We start from the raw sequence: 13776 nt of genomic DNA, 5'->3' as shown, positions 1-13776 counted from the left end.
GATGACCGAAGCTGAAGCCCTCGACATGATCAAGAAGGCCCGGGACATCGTGTCCCCGGGCAGCGGCGACAAGGTGACGCCCGAAACCGAGCTGCAACAGGACGAGATCCTGGATTCGCTCGACCTGATGAACTTCATGTTCGAGCTCGAGCACCTGAAGGGTTCGAAGATCGAATAGGTCACCGAGACCTTCGGGGATTACCGGGTCTCGACCCTGATGGGCTTCCTCACCGAATAAGCCTGATTTCGGGAAGACAGCAGATATGAAAGCCTTGTCGGGGGTCCTTCTGGCGGCGGGCCTGTGTGCCGCGGCCGTTGTTGGCTTCACCTACAGCAGCAAGGGGGGGCGTCCTGGCCGCCCTGACCGGCGCCGGGGGCCGCGCCCTGGCCTGGCTCGAGATGTACCGCCATTTCCTGGTGCTCTACCTGGATTTCACCGGCTACAGCGATATCGCCATCGGTTCGGGGCTGCTCTTCGGCATTCGCATTCCCGAGAACTTCCGCTGGCCGCTGGTCTCGACCTCGATCCAGGAATTCTGGCAGCGCTGGCACCTCAGCCTGGGGGCCTTCATCGGCACCTACCTGTTCAAGCCGATCGTGCGCCAGACCGGCAAGCCCGCCCTGGGGATCTTCCTGGCCTTCCTCTTCGTCGGGCTGTGGCACAATGTCAGCATCCCCTACCTGATCTGGGGCTTCGGCCATGGCGCGGCGCTGGCGATCACCATGATGCTGCGCAAGGCGGGGGCCTTCAAGACGACCTCGGCCCTGGCCGCACGGGCCATGCAACTGGGGGGCTGGCTGTTCACAATCAGCTTCGTCTCCTTCATGTCCAGCTTCGCCAACCAGGGCTCGCTTGAGGGCCCCGTCCTCTTCATCCGCAGCCTGATCCTGAACTGAGGAGACCGCCGATGTCCCACCAGGCCCGTTACCTCGGCCAGCAGGCCCTGACCCGCCTCAGGGGGGGCTCGGCGATCCCCGCAAGGTGGCCTTCCTGCTGGGGGTCCTTGGCTGGATCCTGATCTGCCGCAACTACCCCTTCGACTGGGGCATCCCCGAATACGCCGCCTACTGAGGGCGCGCCAAAGGCAAAGGGGGCGGCCGCCGGATCCCGGTGGCCGCCCCCTGAGCTTAGAGCCTGGGCCTGAACCTCAGCCCTCTTTCAGCACCACGCCGGGGGCATAGGCGATGAAGAAGGGGTTGGCGTAATCGGCCTTGCCATAGCGCAGCGGGCTGTGATCGTCGAAGCGCACCACCTGGCCGCCCGCCCCCGCCAGCACCGCGTGACCGGCGGCCGTGTCCCATTCCATGGTGCGGCCCAGACGCGGGTAAAGATCCGCCTCGCCCGTGGCCACCAGGCAGAATTTCAGCGAGGATCCGGCGCTGGTCATGTCCTTCACCGCATATTGGCCGATGTAGTCGTCGGTGGCCTGGTCGCGGTGCGATTTCGAGGCCACGACCATCAGCGCGGCGTTGTCGGGCGCGGAGACGGCGATCGGCTTCACCTCGCCCGGGGTGGCACCGAAGGGGCCCAGCTCTTCGACGGTGCTGCCATCGGCCAGGGTATAGAACATCCGGTCGCGGGCCGGGGCATAGACCACGCCGCGGGTTGGCACACCGTCCTCGACCAGGGCGATATTGACGGTGAAATCGCCGCGCCGGTTGATGAATTCCTTGGTGCCGTCCAGCGGATCGACGATCAGGAAGGTGGGGGCCGTCTGCCCGTGCGAGGCCGATTGTTCCTCGGTCACCAGCAGGACATCGGGGAAGGCGGCGCGCAGACCGGCCGAGATCAGCGCATCGGCGGCCTCGTCGGCGGCGGTCACCGGGCTTTCATCCGACTTGGTCTTCACCTCGAAATCGTCGGAATTGTAGATCTCCATGATCTTTGCGCCGGCCTCCAGCGCCAGGGTCCGCATCACGGTCACGAGGGTGTCGTAGTCCAAGGCTCTCTCCTTCGGAAATCTGCTCGTCAAATGGGTCAGGCAAAGACGCCGCCCCCGAAGGGGCGGCGCAGGCAGATCAGGGGATCAGCCGGGCGATGATCGCATCGGCCGCCTGCTCCGGCGTCATCTCGGTGGTGTCGACGCGGATCTCGGGGGCGTCGGGCGCCTCATAGGGGCTGTCGATCCCGGTGAAGTTCTTCAGCTGGCCCGAGCGCGCCTTGGCATAAAGCCCCTTCACGTCGCGGGCCTCGGCCACTTCCAGGGGCGTATCGACGAAGACCTCGACGAACTCGCCCGGCTGCATCATCGCCCGCACCATGTCGCGTTCGGCCCGGAAGGGCGAGATGAAGGCGGTGATGACGATCAGGCCCGCATCGGTCATCAGCTTGGCCACTTCGCCGACCCGGCGGATATTCTCGATCCGGTCGGCCTCGGTAAAGCCCAGATCCTTGTTCAGCCCGTGGCGCACGTTGTCGCCATCCAGCAGGAAGGTGTGGCGGTTCATCCGCGCCAGCTTCTTCTCCAGGATGTTGCCGATGGTCGACTTGCCCGAACCCGACAGGCCCGTCAGCCAGACCACCGCCGGTTTCTGGTTCTTCATCGCCGCATGGTCGTCGCGGGTGATGTCGGTGGCCTGCCAGTGGATGTTCTGGGCCCGGCGCAGGGCAAAGTTGATCATGCCGGCCGCGACGGTCTGGTTGGTGAACTTGTCCACCAGGATGAAGCCGCCCAGGTCGTGGTTCTCGGCGTAGGGGGCAAAGGGGATCTCGCGGTCGGTGGTGATGTTCGCCACGCCGATGGCATTCAGGTCCAGCGTCTTCGAGGCCAGGTGGTCCTGGGTGTTGACGTTCACCTCGTATTTCGGGTGCTGCACCGTGGCCGACACGGTCTGGGTGCCGATCTTCAGCCAATAGGCGCGGCCCGGCACCATCTCGGTCTCATCCATCCAGATGAGGGTCGTTTCGAACTGGTCGGCCACTTCCAGCGGGCTTTGGGCGGCCACGATGACCTGGCCGCGGGAGCAGTCGATCTCGTCCTCCAGGGTCAGGGTCACCGCCTCGCCGGCCACGGCCATGGCGCGGTCGCCGTCGAAGGTGACGATGCGCGCCACCTTCGAGGTCTTGCCCGAGGGCAGAACCCGGATCGGATCGCCGGGCTGGATCACCCCCGAGGCGATCAGGCCGGAAAAGCCGCGGAAATCGAGGTTGGGGCGGTTCACCCATTGCACCGGCATCCGGAAGGGGGCCGCCTGGGGTTCCTTGGTGCTGTCGATATCCACCGTCTCCAGGTGCGGCAGCAGCGAGGGGCCGTCGTACCAGGGGGTATTCTCGGAGGGTGCGGTGATATTGTCGCCCATGTAGCCCGAGATCGGGATCGGCACGAAGACCTCGATGCCGATCGAGGCGGCGAAGGCGCGGTAGTCGGCGACGATCTGGTCGAAGACCTCCTGGCTGTACTCCACCAGGTCCATCTTGTTGACCGCCAGCACCAGGTTCTTGATGCCCAAGAGATGCACCAGGTAGCTGTGGCGCTTGGTCTGGGTCAGCACCCCCTTGCGGGCGTCGATCAGGATCACCGCCAGGTCGGCGGTGGAGGCGCCGGTGACCATGTTGCGGGTGTATTGCTCGTGGCCGGGGGTGTCGGCGACGATGAACTTGCGCTTTTCCGTGGTGAAGAAGCGATAGGCCACGTCGATGGTGATGCCCTGCTCGCGCTCGGCGGCCAGGCCATCCACCAGCAGGGCAAAGTCGATGCCCTCGCCCTGGGTGCCCGACTTCTTGCTGTCGGCCTCCAGCGTCGCCAGCTGGTCCTCGAAGATCATCTTGCTGTCGTACAGCAGCCGGCCGATCAGCGTCGACTTGCCGTCATCCACCGAGCCGCAGGTGATGAAACGCAGCATGGTCTTGTGCTGATGCGTGTCGAGATAGGCGTCGATGTCTTCCGCGATCAGCGCGTCGGTCTTGTAGATCGGGTCGTGGTCTTTGGTCATGGGGATCCCCTGAAATCTGAAGCGGCCTGAAAAGCGAAGCGGTCAGAAATATCCGTCCTGCTTCTTCTTCTCCATCGAGGCGGCCTGATCGTGGTCGATGGCGCGCCCCTGGCGTTCGGAGGTGGTGGTCAGCAGGGTTTCCTGAATGACCTCGGGAAGGGTTTTCGCGGTGCTTTCCACCGCCCCGGTCAGCGGGTAGCAACCGAGCGTGCGGAAGCGGATCGAGCGCATCACCGGCTCTTCGCCATCGCGCAGCGGGAAGCGGTCGTCATCGACCATCAGCAGCATCCCGTCGCGTTCCACCGTGGGGCGTTCCTCGGCCATGTAGAGGGGCACGATGTCGATGCCTTCGAGGTGGATGTACTGCCAGATGTCCAGCTCGGTCCAGTTCGAGATCGGGAAGACCCGCATCGACTCGCCCTTGTTCTTGCGGGCGTTGTACAGGCGCCAAAGCTCGGGGCGCTGGTTCTTCGGATCCCAGCGGTGCGCGGCGGTGCGGAAGGAAAAGACCCGTTCCTTGGCGCGCGATTTTTCCTCGTCGCGGCGCGCGCCGCCGAAGGCCGCGTCAAAGCCGTGCTTGTCCAGCGCCTGTTTCAGACCTTCGGTCTTCCACATGTCGGTGTGCAGGCTGCCGTGATCGAAGGGGTTGATGCCGCGTTCGACCGCCTCGGGGTTCTGATAGACGATCAGCTCCATCCCCGCATCGGCGGCGGCGCGGTCGCGCAGCTTGTACATGTCCTGGAATTTCCAGGTGGTATCCACATGCATCAGCGGGAAGGGCGGCGGCGAGGGATAGAAGGCCTTCTTGGCCAGATGCAGCATCACCGCGCTGTCCTTGCCCACGGAATAAAGCATCACCGGGTTTTCGGCTTCGGCGGCAACCTCGCGCAGGATGTGGATGCTCTCGGCTTCCAGGCGCTGGAGGTGGGTCAGGGTCTTGCTGGTCATGGAAATCCTGTCTGCTCGTCTGCTGTCAGATCGCTTGCCTCAGAGCTAAGCCAGTGGTTTGATGCGGGCACCCCCCAAATGGGAGGTGCGCGGGAAAGCGCGGGAAAGAAAGGCGTTTCTCCGCGATTTCCCGCCAGATCCGGCGGATTGTCCCAGTTTTCCGCCCAAGGGACAGGCAGATAACCCGCCAGACAGGGGCGAGGCAGGACAGATGGCCAGCGAGATCGAGATCTTCCAGACCCTTTTGTCCGCCGCCACCGGCCAGGCCGGGGCGCCGGGCTGGCCCGAGCTGCTGCGCCTGCTGGCCGAGACCACCCGGGCCGACAGCCTGGCCCTGCGGTTCGACCAGCGCGGGCGGCGGGTGGCGGCCTGGCACCATGGCCCGCCGCCGCCCGAGCTGGCCCAGCCCGAGAAGCTGCGCGCAGGCCGGGTCTATGCCCAGGGCGACCTGCCGGGCCTGGGGCCGCGCCCGGCGCCGCTGCGCGCCCTGCGCGCGCCCGCGGGCCCCGGGGGCTGCGCCCTTTTGCTGATGCGCCGCGCCCCGGGGGCCGAGGATTTCCGCGCCATCGACGGGGTGCAGCTGTCCACGCTCGCCCCCTATCTGGGCCCCGCCCTGACCGGCTGGCAGGGGGCCGAGGCGGTCCGCGCCCGCGCCGCGCGCGACCGCGCCCTGGCCCGCGACCTGGGCGCGGGCTGGATCCTCTTTTCCCCCACGGGGCAAATCCTCGACCGGGGGGCGGGGCTGGAGGGGCTGCTGGCGGGCAGCGGGGCGCGGCTCACGGGCGACGGGCGGTTGCATCTGCCCGAGGAGGGGTCGGCCCAGGCCCTGCGCGCCGCCCTGGCCCGCCCCGATCCCGCCTGGCTGCTGCTGAGCGCCGCGCCCCGGCTGGAGGTCTGGATCACCCCCGAAGGCCCCGGCGCCCGGCTGGCCCGGCTGCGCCGCCCGCCTGGGGCGGCGGCTCTGCCGCCCGCCCGGGTTGCGGCGCAGTTTGCCCTGGCGCCCGCCGAGGCGCGGCTGGCGCAGCGGATCTGCGACGGCCGCTCTCTGGCCGAGGCGGCGGGTGATCTGGGCTGGACCCTGGAAAGCACCCGCAGCGCCTCGAAACAGGTCTTTGCCCGGATGGGGGTGCGTGGTCAGGCCGGGGTGATCCGGCAGATGCAGGGCGGCGCCCTGTGGCTGGCCCCGCCGGAGGGCGACCCGGAAATGCAAGAGGCCGGGCCGGACAGCGAGGTCTGACCCCCCTGCCCCGAACCGGTGTCGAAGGTTCGGGCCTCAGCCCGCCTTCATCAGATCGTCGATGGCCTTCAGCCGGGTCAGCACGGCCCGCATCTCTGCCAGCGGCACCATGTTCGGCCCGTCCGAGGGCGAGCGCGCGGGGTCTTCATGGGTTTCCATGAAAAGCGCCGCGGTGCCGACCGCCACGGCAGCCCGCGCCAGGGGCGGCACGAACTCGCGCTGCCCCCCCGTCGAGGTGCCAAGCCCGCCCGGCAGCTGCACCGAATGGGTGGCATCAAAGACCACCGGAAAGCCCGTCTCGGCCATGATCGGCAGCGAGCGGAAATCGGAAACCAGCATGTTGTAGCCAAAGCTGGTGCCGCGATCGCAAAGCATGATCTTCTCGTTGCCCGTGCTCAGCACCTTGTCGGCGACGTTCTTCATGTCCCAGGGCGCCAGGAACTGACCCTTCTTGATGTTCAGCGCCTTTCCGGTTTCCCCGGCGGCCAGCAGCAGGTCGGTCTGACGGCAGAGGAAGGCCGGGATCTGCAGGATATCGACCACTTCGGCGGCGCGCTGCACCTGGGGCACGTCATGGACATCCGTCACCACCGGACAGCCGAATTCCTCGCGGATCGCGTTGAGGATCTCCAGACCCGCCTCGATGCCGAGGCCCCGCACGCCCGACAGGGACGAGCGGTTGGCCTTGTCGTAGCTGGCCTTGAAGACAAAGGGGATGCCCAGATCGGCGCAGGTCTCGGCCAGATTGCCCGCCAGCATCCGGGCGTGCTCCAGGCTTTCCAGCTGGCAGGGACCGGCCAGCAGGGTGAAGGGGCGGTCGTTGGCAACCGTCAGGTCGCGGATCTGGACGGGCTTGGGGGTCGTCATGGGTTCAGCACCTTCTCGATACGGGCGATGTCTTCGGGGTTGTTCAGCTCCCAGAAGATCCGGCCCTTGGCGTCGACCTCGACGCATTTCAGTTTCGCGCCGTTCTCCAGGAACCGCAGCTGTTCCAGCCCTTCCAGCTTTTCCAGCGGCCCTTCGGGCCAGGCGCCATAGGCGGCCAGGGCCCGGGGGCGATAGGCATAGACCCCCACATGGTGGAAGACCGGCACGGCGCCGGGGGCAAAGGCCTTGCCGCCGGTGTAGGGGATCACTTCCTTCGAGAAGTAAAGCGCGTTGCGGGCCGCATCGAAAACCGCCGTCGTGCCGCCCACGCGGTCATGCTTGCGGTCTTCAAGGAACATCGCCAGCGTCTCGGGATCGCAGCGCAGGACGGGGGTGGCGGCATCCAGGGTTTGATCTTCGCCCATGGCGGCGATCAGGTCTGACAGGAACCAGGGGGGCGTCAGCGGCGCGTCGCCTTGCAGGTTCACCACCAGATCCGGGTCGAGGCTCCCTTTCGCCAGGGCATCGGCGCAGCGCTCGGTGCCATTGCGGCAATCCTCGGAGGTCATGATGACCTCGGCGCCAAAGCCGCGCGCCGCCTCGGCGATGCGGTCGTCATCGGTGGCCACGAAGACCGCATCGGCCTCGGGCACCGACATCGCCGCCTCCCAGCTTCGCTGGATCAGGGTCTTGGCGCCATCGGGGCCGGTCAGCACCGCCAGCGGCTTTCCCGGATAGCGGGTCGAGGCATAGCGGGCGGGGATCAGGATCACGGTTTGCATCGGGGTCTCCTCGGGCCACGGGGCAGGCGGCGGGGTCAGGCCAAAAGGTTACGCCACACCGGCGCGCAGGCAATCATGCAGGCGGATCAGCCCCAGGGGGCGGCCCGCCTCATCGACGACGAAAAGCGCGGTGATCTTCTTGTCATTCATCACCTGCACCGCTTCCGAGGCCAGGGCATCCGGGGCTATGACCTTGGGCCCGGCGGTGGCCACCTCGCCCACACTGGCGTCGAACAGCCGGTCGAGGTGACGGCGCAGGTCGCCATCGGTGATGATGCCGCTGAGCTTGCTGGCGGGCGTGCCGTCCTCGGTCACCCCCAAGACGCCAAAGCCCTTGCCGGACATGGACACCAGCCCCTGGCGCATCGGCAGGGAGGCCTCGACCAGCGGCAGCTCGGCGGCGGGCACCATCACCGCCTCGACGCGCAGCAGCTGCGCGCCCAGCTTGCCGCCGGGGTGGAAGACGCGGAAATCGTCGCGGCCAAAGCCCCGCCCCATCATCAGCGCCACGGCCAGCGCATCGCCAAGCGCCAGGGTCGCCGTGGTCGAGGTGGTGGGCGCCATGCCCATGGGGCAGGCCTCGTCGGCGTCGGGCAGCAAAAGCACCACATCGGCCTCGCGCGCCAGGGTGCTTTGCGCCCGGCGGGTGATGGCAATCAGCGGGATCGAGAAGCGCCGGGCATAGGTCAGCAGATCCGCCAGTTCCGTGGTCTCGCCCGAGTTCGACAGCACCAGGCAGGCGTCGTTCCGGGTGATCATGCCCAGATCGCCATGGCTGGCCTCGGTCGGGTGGACGAACTGCGCGGGCGTGCCGGTCGAGGCGAAGGTGGCGGCGATCTTGCGCCCCACGTGGCCCGACTTGCCGACGCCCGCGACCACCACCCGGCCCGTCACCGCGCGCAGGATGTCGATTGCCTGGCGGTGCGGCGCGCCCAGGGTGCCGGCCATCTGGTGCAGCGCCCCGGCCTCGACCGTCAGCACCCGGGCCATCTCGCCCAGCACGTCGTTTTTCAGCTCGGATGCGGTCATGATTTGGGCTCCTTCATTGGCCGTCGGCATAGCCCCGAAGGCGCCACAAGAGCAAGGGTGGCTGGGAGCCGTCAGTGCTCTTGGAGACTCTCGGCGTTCGGGGCCCCCGGCGCGAGAACTGAGGCGTGTGGCTGCCTCACGGCTGGAAACCTCTCCTCACCCCAGAGATTGAAAAGAGGCCAGACGCCATCACGCTGGTAGTGGTAATCCCGATAGATGTGGACGATAGAGTTCTTGTCGGGAGCACAGGCAGGGTCGTTTCGTTTACCCCACCAAGCCTGAGCCGCCTCGACCTCGCAACGCAGAAGCGCGCCAAACTTCCGGGTCCTCACCAGTTCAGCAAGGGCTTGATGAGGGGTGAGCGGGGCGCTGCGCAATTCTCGCTCTTTCAGGGCCAGTTTGTGCAGGAAATACGCGGCTTCATCTGGGACGGTACCCAGCCTTGGCGCCTGGGGGCCTCCGAGGATCAGCTGGTCAAGCGCCTCGTCCGAGAGCTCGAACAGTTCACGGCCACGCTCGAGGCGCCGGTGCACCGCAGTATTCACCCACCTTTCCGCCAGTATCTCTGAAGACATAGCCACGGCCTCCTGTGCGGTCTTGAAATTGATTTCAGTGAAGAAGATATGCGCCGGGCCCCAGGTCCACTTATCGTCGCTCAGAAGAGACACACGAAGATTCTGGAGCAGCCCGTCAGCGTCGTGGCAGACCTCGAGTTGCGTGTGGCAGATCAGCTGGCGGATATCTGCCAGTAGCGCAGGATCTATCCGCGTTGTGATCTCCGTGTGCAGATCGAGTACGGCGCGACGCAGATGAACGAATACAGCCTTTGGGTAGGCGAACGGCAGGATAAGCATTGGATTCTCCTTGGCTTTAATGGCTTTTTCAGTGGTTGCCACGACAGCCCGACTGGCGCCGGGTAGCTCGTGAACCCAACCCGGCGCCAGTCGGACTGTTTGGAAGGCCGGCAAGCGGAAAGGACGCGGTCCTGTTCACACCAGTCAGGGCGACTTGGCCGGGGCCACCTGGCGCAGCAGACTTTTCAGTAGAGCCACGCTCTGTGCTGAGTGACCGAACCTGTGACCAAGCCAGATCTCCGCATCCCTCGGAGCCATGCGGACGTTCGAAAACACTTTGCGCGTCGGCATCCCGTATTCGATCCAGCGTTCAACCGTTCGTTCGCTCGTGCTGAGAGCGCTGGCGAGCGCAACCTTGGAGAGCAAAGGCAACTGATAAGCCTGCCGATGCTCCCCTCTTGGTATCGGCCCCTGTTCAACCGCCCAAACCTGGCTCCAGGATGTCCTCCATGCCCCGCACAAGCGCACGCCGGGCAGGCGCCCGGACCGAAAGTAGGCACGCACGGTTGCATGAGAGAGCGCGAAGTGTTGGGCTGTTGCAGCCACGTCGAGAGCGAAGTCATGTGCAAAGTTCATGAAGAACAGATTGTCCCCGGGACCGCGCACTCCAAACGTTCCTGGAAAAAATCTTGCGGAGTCGATTTTCGAGCTCCCCTTGGGGCCTCGCAAGTCACTAAATTGGTCTAAGGGAAGGCGCATGTCTGGCCGACATGTAGAGCCCTCACTCGGAGACACTCATGCCGTGTTTCTCCCCTGCGGCATGTTTTGCCCGGATTGCCAGCCAGTCTCGTTGTGCAGCGGTTTGCTGAGAGAGGGCCTCGTACTCCGCCCCTGCGTCTCTGGAAGAATGCCCCAGCAGAGCAGCAACGGCCGCTGGTGCGGTGGCAGGATCGTGAAGCCTCAGATAGTCCGCAGCCAGCGTCCTGAGATCGTGTATCGGTACGCCAATCGCCGCAGAGACTCTCTCGCTTGGCCAGCGCCGATCGAAGCCAGCCAGTTCGTGCGTCAGCCAGTTCATTCCGACCAGTTCGGTGTAGCATCGATGCGCATGGCGGCGTGGTCGCCCGGCCAGAAGGTGCTGATCGAGCACCCAACCGATTTCGGTCCACAAAGTGCCAGCATCCAACCAGACGCCGGTCTTTTCCTGTTGCCAACGGAGGCCCCAAGCCCCCCAGGGGTCTCGCACCAAAGCCTCACCAAGACGCCAGGACGCAATATCGCCGCTTCGAGGCGGCACATTGAGTGTCACCGCGAGAATGGCAGCTGTCGCGCGTGCAGTCGCGGCTTCGGAGCGCCAATCGGCACTGGCATCAGCCGTTTCCAGGTTCCGAATGACGGCATGGAGGACCTCCGAATACCCACCCTGTTCATAGAGCGCTTCTATGCGCGTCTGCTTGAGCTTGGGGATGCGTCTGGCTTCGCGAAGGAGCCCCATCTGGACCGATCGCAACCCGGCAACCGCATCCGCGTCATGGTGACCATGCGTTCCAAGGCTCACCAAGCCGCCGAGATAATTAGCGATCGTTGATGGCCGCAGCCCTGCTTCACGAAATTTTCGCGCCATCTCCCAGCCAAGCAGCCACCCGAGCCGTGGTGGACAGATCATCCTGGGCAACAGTTCGGCACAGCGATTGATGGAGGCCACATGCCGTCGGAGCGTACTCTCAGCGATCGGGGCTTCCTGCAGTGCAGGCAGTAGCTTGATCCAAGCCTCGGGCCAATTGCGCGGTTCGGTAACGCCCCGATGATGCCCGGAGCCGGCCACCCGGGGCCCACCAGGCCGTGCACGATAGTAGGCCCGCCGAAGCGCCCGGCCTTCGGCGAGACACATCCCGGGCGCATGGAGCTCGAGCATCCGCAGGAGCAGCCCCAGAGCGGACTCGTTACGGCAAGCCGCGGCGAAACTCGCCTGAGACGGCAAATCCGGGACATCTTGGCGGGCGGCCAGCACTTCGAAGAAACGCGCGACCGCAGTGATCGCACCGGCAGGTAGATCGGCACGCGCAGCTATCATGCGCTCCCGTACATCGGCAGGTACTGCCGCGAGCCGGACCCGAGCTTTGTCATCACGCATCACGTAGTCTCCTTCTGAGGGTCTTGAGTAAGTCCGGGTGCTCCGCAAGGATCGCGGCGCGCGCCTCTCGCGCCGCCGTCTGCCCGTCATCGCGGCCGTAGTGTTTCCGAGCGGTACCTTCGAGATTGCCCAGAACCGACGAGACAAAGGCATAATCCCCGGGTCGGAGAGCGAGGCTGAGCAGAGCCACGACGTGGCGCATGCGATGCGGTGTTTCATGCACACCGAGCACGTCGGACGCATCCCGCCACAGTTCCAGAAAGGCGCTGGTGGAATAGCTGCCGCGCGGCAGCGCGACCAGATCCCCTTCATCCTGAGCCGGCAAGGCCGAGCCAGGAAAGAGGTAAACATTGTCCGGGTCGAGGCCCTGTAGTTCGATCAATCTCGGTCGACCTTCATTGAGCCACGCGCGGAGTACCTCCGCATCGGACCCCACGACATCAACGTTGATCCAAGCGTTGTTCTTCACTTCCCAGGGTGCGAACCGAAATGTCATCATTGTCTCATTCGGTGATGTCCGAAGCAGGTTCGCATGTGCTTCACCCGATGCAGCGATCCTGACATGGCGCAGGCAGGCGGTCCTAAGAGGTCGCGACATCTGAAGCGCGTAGCCGGCCGCTCCAGCGAGCAGGCGTAGCGCCGTCACTTCCCGAGCCTTCTGCTTTGAACTGACGGCCTCAGCGAGGGCTCTATGTGCAATCTCAGAGATACGCGTCGGCGCGTTGGCCCAGACAGAAGCCAGATCAGGGCGCTGCCGCAACCTGCCCGCAATCCGGTCGACCTCCATGATAACGGAATTGTTCTTCGAGACCTTCCGCTTCGCCCGTGGCGCGTCGTAGTGCTTCGTCTTCAGGAGCGTGATGACCGCCGCCAGACCGGAATCTCCGAACCCATACCGCGCCAAGGTGACGAGATGCGTCAGTCGTGTTTTCAAAGTCGTCGATTCCAGCCCGGCTTTCAGATCGGTGCCAGCATCTGACCGATCGATCTGCTGCGTGATGGCAGCCCTTACGATCTCAATATCGAAGAGCTCGCGCACAGTCTCTAAGTCCAGTACGTCACGACCGCTGTCTTCCCAAGCGCGTACCAACCAAGTAACAGCCTGCCGATACGCATTGCGAGCGACCGTCGGCTTGCCGACCTCCCGACCCTCCTGAGAAGCACGGATATCGGCTTCGGCCGTGACCATCTTTGGGTCTTCTCCAGCTTCGATCCGAGCGAGCAGCTTGTCAGCCATGTCCTCGCTGCCAGCAAGACAGGCATCAGCCAGAGCTTCGAAAGAAATTCGAAATGGCTTCGGCAGGGTCGTCCAATCGATCCGTCGCGCCCTACTGGAGCCAACCGGAGGCACGAGGCTCCCTCCGGGCAGGAACTCCTGAATGGCTGCCGGGGCATGCGAGGCGCCCTTCAACTCATTCACGAAGACAACAGCTTTGCGCAGGCTCTTGCGCCCTTCTGCGGAGACTTCTCGCCCGATCCGATCAATCTCGTCCTGTGTCAGCGCTTCCGGTGCACAACTTGCCCGCGCCCGCAAAATCGTGAGGGTGCGGTGCCGCCCCATGGGCCAGAACGCCCCGGATCCCGCCGCCCCCTCCTCGGCCGCAATCACTTCCATAAGCTGCGTAAAACGCTGTCGATGCGCTGGCGCAGCAAAAGGCAGCAGCTCTTTTGATTGCAGGAAACGCCGAAGCGCGGATCGCACCCGGGAATCCGCACGGCGCCCGTTCGCCTTCATGTTCCGAGCGCGACTGACCAGCGCATAGCCTTCACCCGCCACGGTAGTCTCGAAGAACCGCATGCTGGCTGGCAAATTGACAATGTCATCATCGAGCATGCAGAGCCGCGCCGGAACATGCCGGATCGCCTGGATCGTGTCAGTGCTCGCTCCCTGTGCAACAGCCCATTCCAGGAGGTCTCGGAAGGTATGTTGAGTCATTTCCATCTCCTTGTTCGGCCACCATCCGGCCCTCACAGCGAGGGGCCGGATGGTGGCTGAATCGGAGATAGAAAAAGAACTGTTTGCATCCGAAGCTGGCGCGCTCCGAGATTGCT

Annotated in this window: 12 protein-coding genes; 3 read left to right on the top strand and 9 right to left on the bottom strand. The window is 65.1% G+C overall.

What is annotated here, in order from left to right:
• The first annotated feature begins 1 nt into the window (after position 1).
• Positions 2-178, top strand: a complete 177-nt coding sequence (locus tag ACRARE_RS21455; RefSeq protein WP_432658459.1) for a hypothetical protein — start codon at positions 2-4, stop codon at positions 176-178.
• A gap of 140 nt (positions 179-318) precedes the next feature.
• Positions 319-897 carry an MBOAT family O-acyltransferase gene (locus ACRARE_RS21450; protein WP_432658458.1) on the top strand — a complete coding sequence of 193 codons (579 nt, stop codon included), beginning with the start codon at positions 319-321 and terminating at the stop codon, positions 895-897.
• Positions 898-1148: 251 nt separating this feature from the next.
• Here the strand turns inward: ACRARE_RS21450 and cysQ are convergent, their stop codons facing one another.
• The 3 genes from cysQ to cysD all read right to left on the bottom strand — a co-directional run bounded on the left by cysQ (position 1149) and on the right by cysD (position 4881).
• A complete protein-coding gene (cysQ, locus tag ACRARE_RS21445) occupies positions 1149-1943 on the bottom strand; it encodes a 3'(2'),5'-bisphosphate nucleotidase CysQ (RefSeq protein ID WP_432658457.1) in 795 nt (264 codons plus the stop codon).
• A 76-nt stretch (positions 1944-2019) separates the two neighbouring features.
• On the bottom strand, positions 2020-3933 hold the full coding sequence (cysN, locus tag ACRARE_RS21440) for a sulfate adenylyltransferase subunit CysN (protein WP_432658456.1): 1914 nt from the start codon (positions 3931-3933) through the stop codon (positions 2020-2022).
• Positions 3934-3975: 42 nt separating this feature from the next.
• On the bottom strand, positions 3976-4881 hold the full coding sequence (gene cysD, locus ACRARE_RS21435; RefSeq protein ID WP_432658455.1) for a sulfate adenylyltransferase subunit CysD: 906 nt from the start codon (positions 4879-4881) through the stop codon (positions 3976-3978).
• Between the two features lie 211 nt (positions 4882-5092).
• Here cysD and ACRARE_RS21430 point away from each other — a divergent pair, with 211 nt between their 5' ends.
• Positions 5093-6118 carry a helix-turn-helix transcriptional regulator gene (locus ACRARE_RS21430; protein WP_432658454.1) on the top strand — a complete coding sequence of 342 codons (1026 nt, stop codon included), beginning with the start codon at positions 5093-5095 and terminating at the stop codon, positions 6116-6118.
• 36 nt (positions 6119-6154) lie between these two features.
• Here the strand turns inward: ACRARE_RS21430 and kdsA are convergent, their stop codons facing one another.
• The 6 genes from kdsA to ACRARE_RS21400 form a co-directional block, all read right to left on the bottom strand.
• Positions 6155-6985, bottom strand: a complete 831-nt coding sequence (kdsA, locus tag ACRARE_RS21425; RefSeq protein ID WP_432658453.1) for a 3-deoxy-8-phosphooctulonate synthase — start codon at positions 6983-6985, stop codon at positions 6155-6157.
• Positions 6982-7767, bottom strand: coding sequence for a 3-deoxy-manno-octulosonate cytidylyltransferase (locus tag ACRARE_RS21420; RefSeq protein WP_432658452.1), 786 nt, complete (start codon positions 7765-7767; stop codon positions 6982-6984). Before ACRARE_RS21420 ends, kdsA begins: the two co-directional genes overlap by 4 nt.
• Before the next feature lie 48 nt (positions 7768-7815).
• Positions 7816-8796 (bottom strand): KpsF/GutQ family sugar-phosphate isomerase, encoded by a 981-nt coding sequence (locus ACRARE_RS21415; RefSeq protein ID WP_432658451.1) that lies wholly within the window; start codon positions 8794-8796, stop codon positions 7816-7818.
• 71 nt (positions 8797-8867) lie between these two features.
• Entirely contained in the window at positions 8868-9650 is a 783-nt protein-coding gene (locus tag ACRARE_RS21410; protein WP_432658450.1) for a hypothetical protein, read from the bottom strand.
• Between the two features lie 721 nt (positions 9651-10371).
• A complete protein-coding gene (locus tag ACRARE_RS21405; protein WP_432658449.1) occupies positions 10372-11724 on the bottom strand; it encodes a hypothetical protein in 1353 nt (450 codons plus the stop codon).
• Complete coding sequence (locus tag ACRARE_RS21400) at positions 11717-13660, bottom strand: hypothetical protein (RefSeq protein WP_432658448.1); 1944 nt, start codon at positions 13658-13660, stop codon at positions 11717-11719. The genes ACRARE_RS21405 and ACRARE_RS21400 overlap by 8 nt, the downstream gene beginning before the upstream one ends.
• Positions 13661-13776 lie beyond the last annotated feature (116 nt).

Source organism: Pseudooceanicola aquaeponti (assembly GCF_050897975.1).
Lineage (GTDB): Bacteria > Pseudomonadota > Alphaproteobacteria > Rhodobacterales > Rhodobacteraceae > Pseudooceanicola.
The sequence above is the reverse complement of the archived record's forward strand: the minus strand, read 5'-3'. Positions and strand labels throughout refer to the sequence as shown.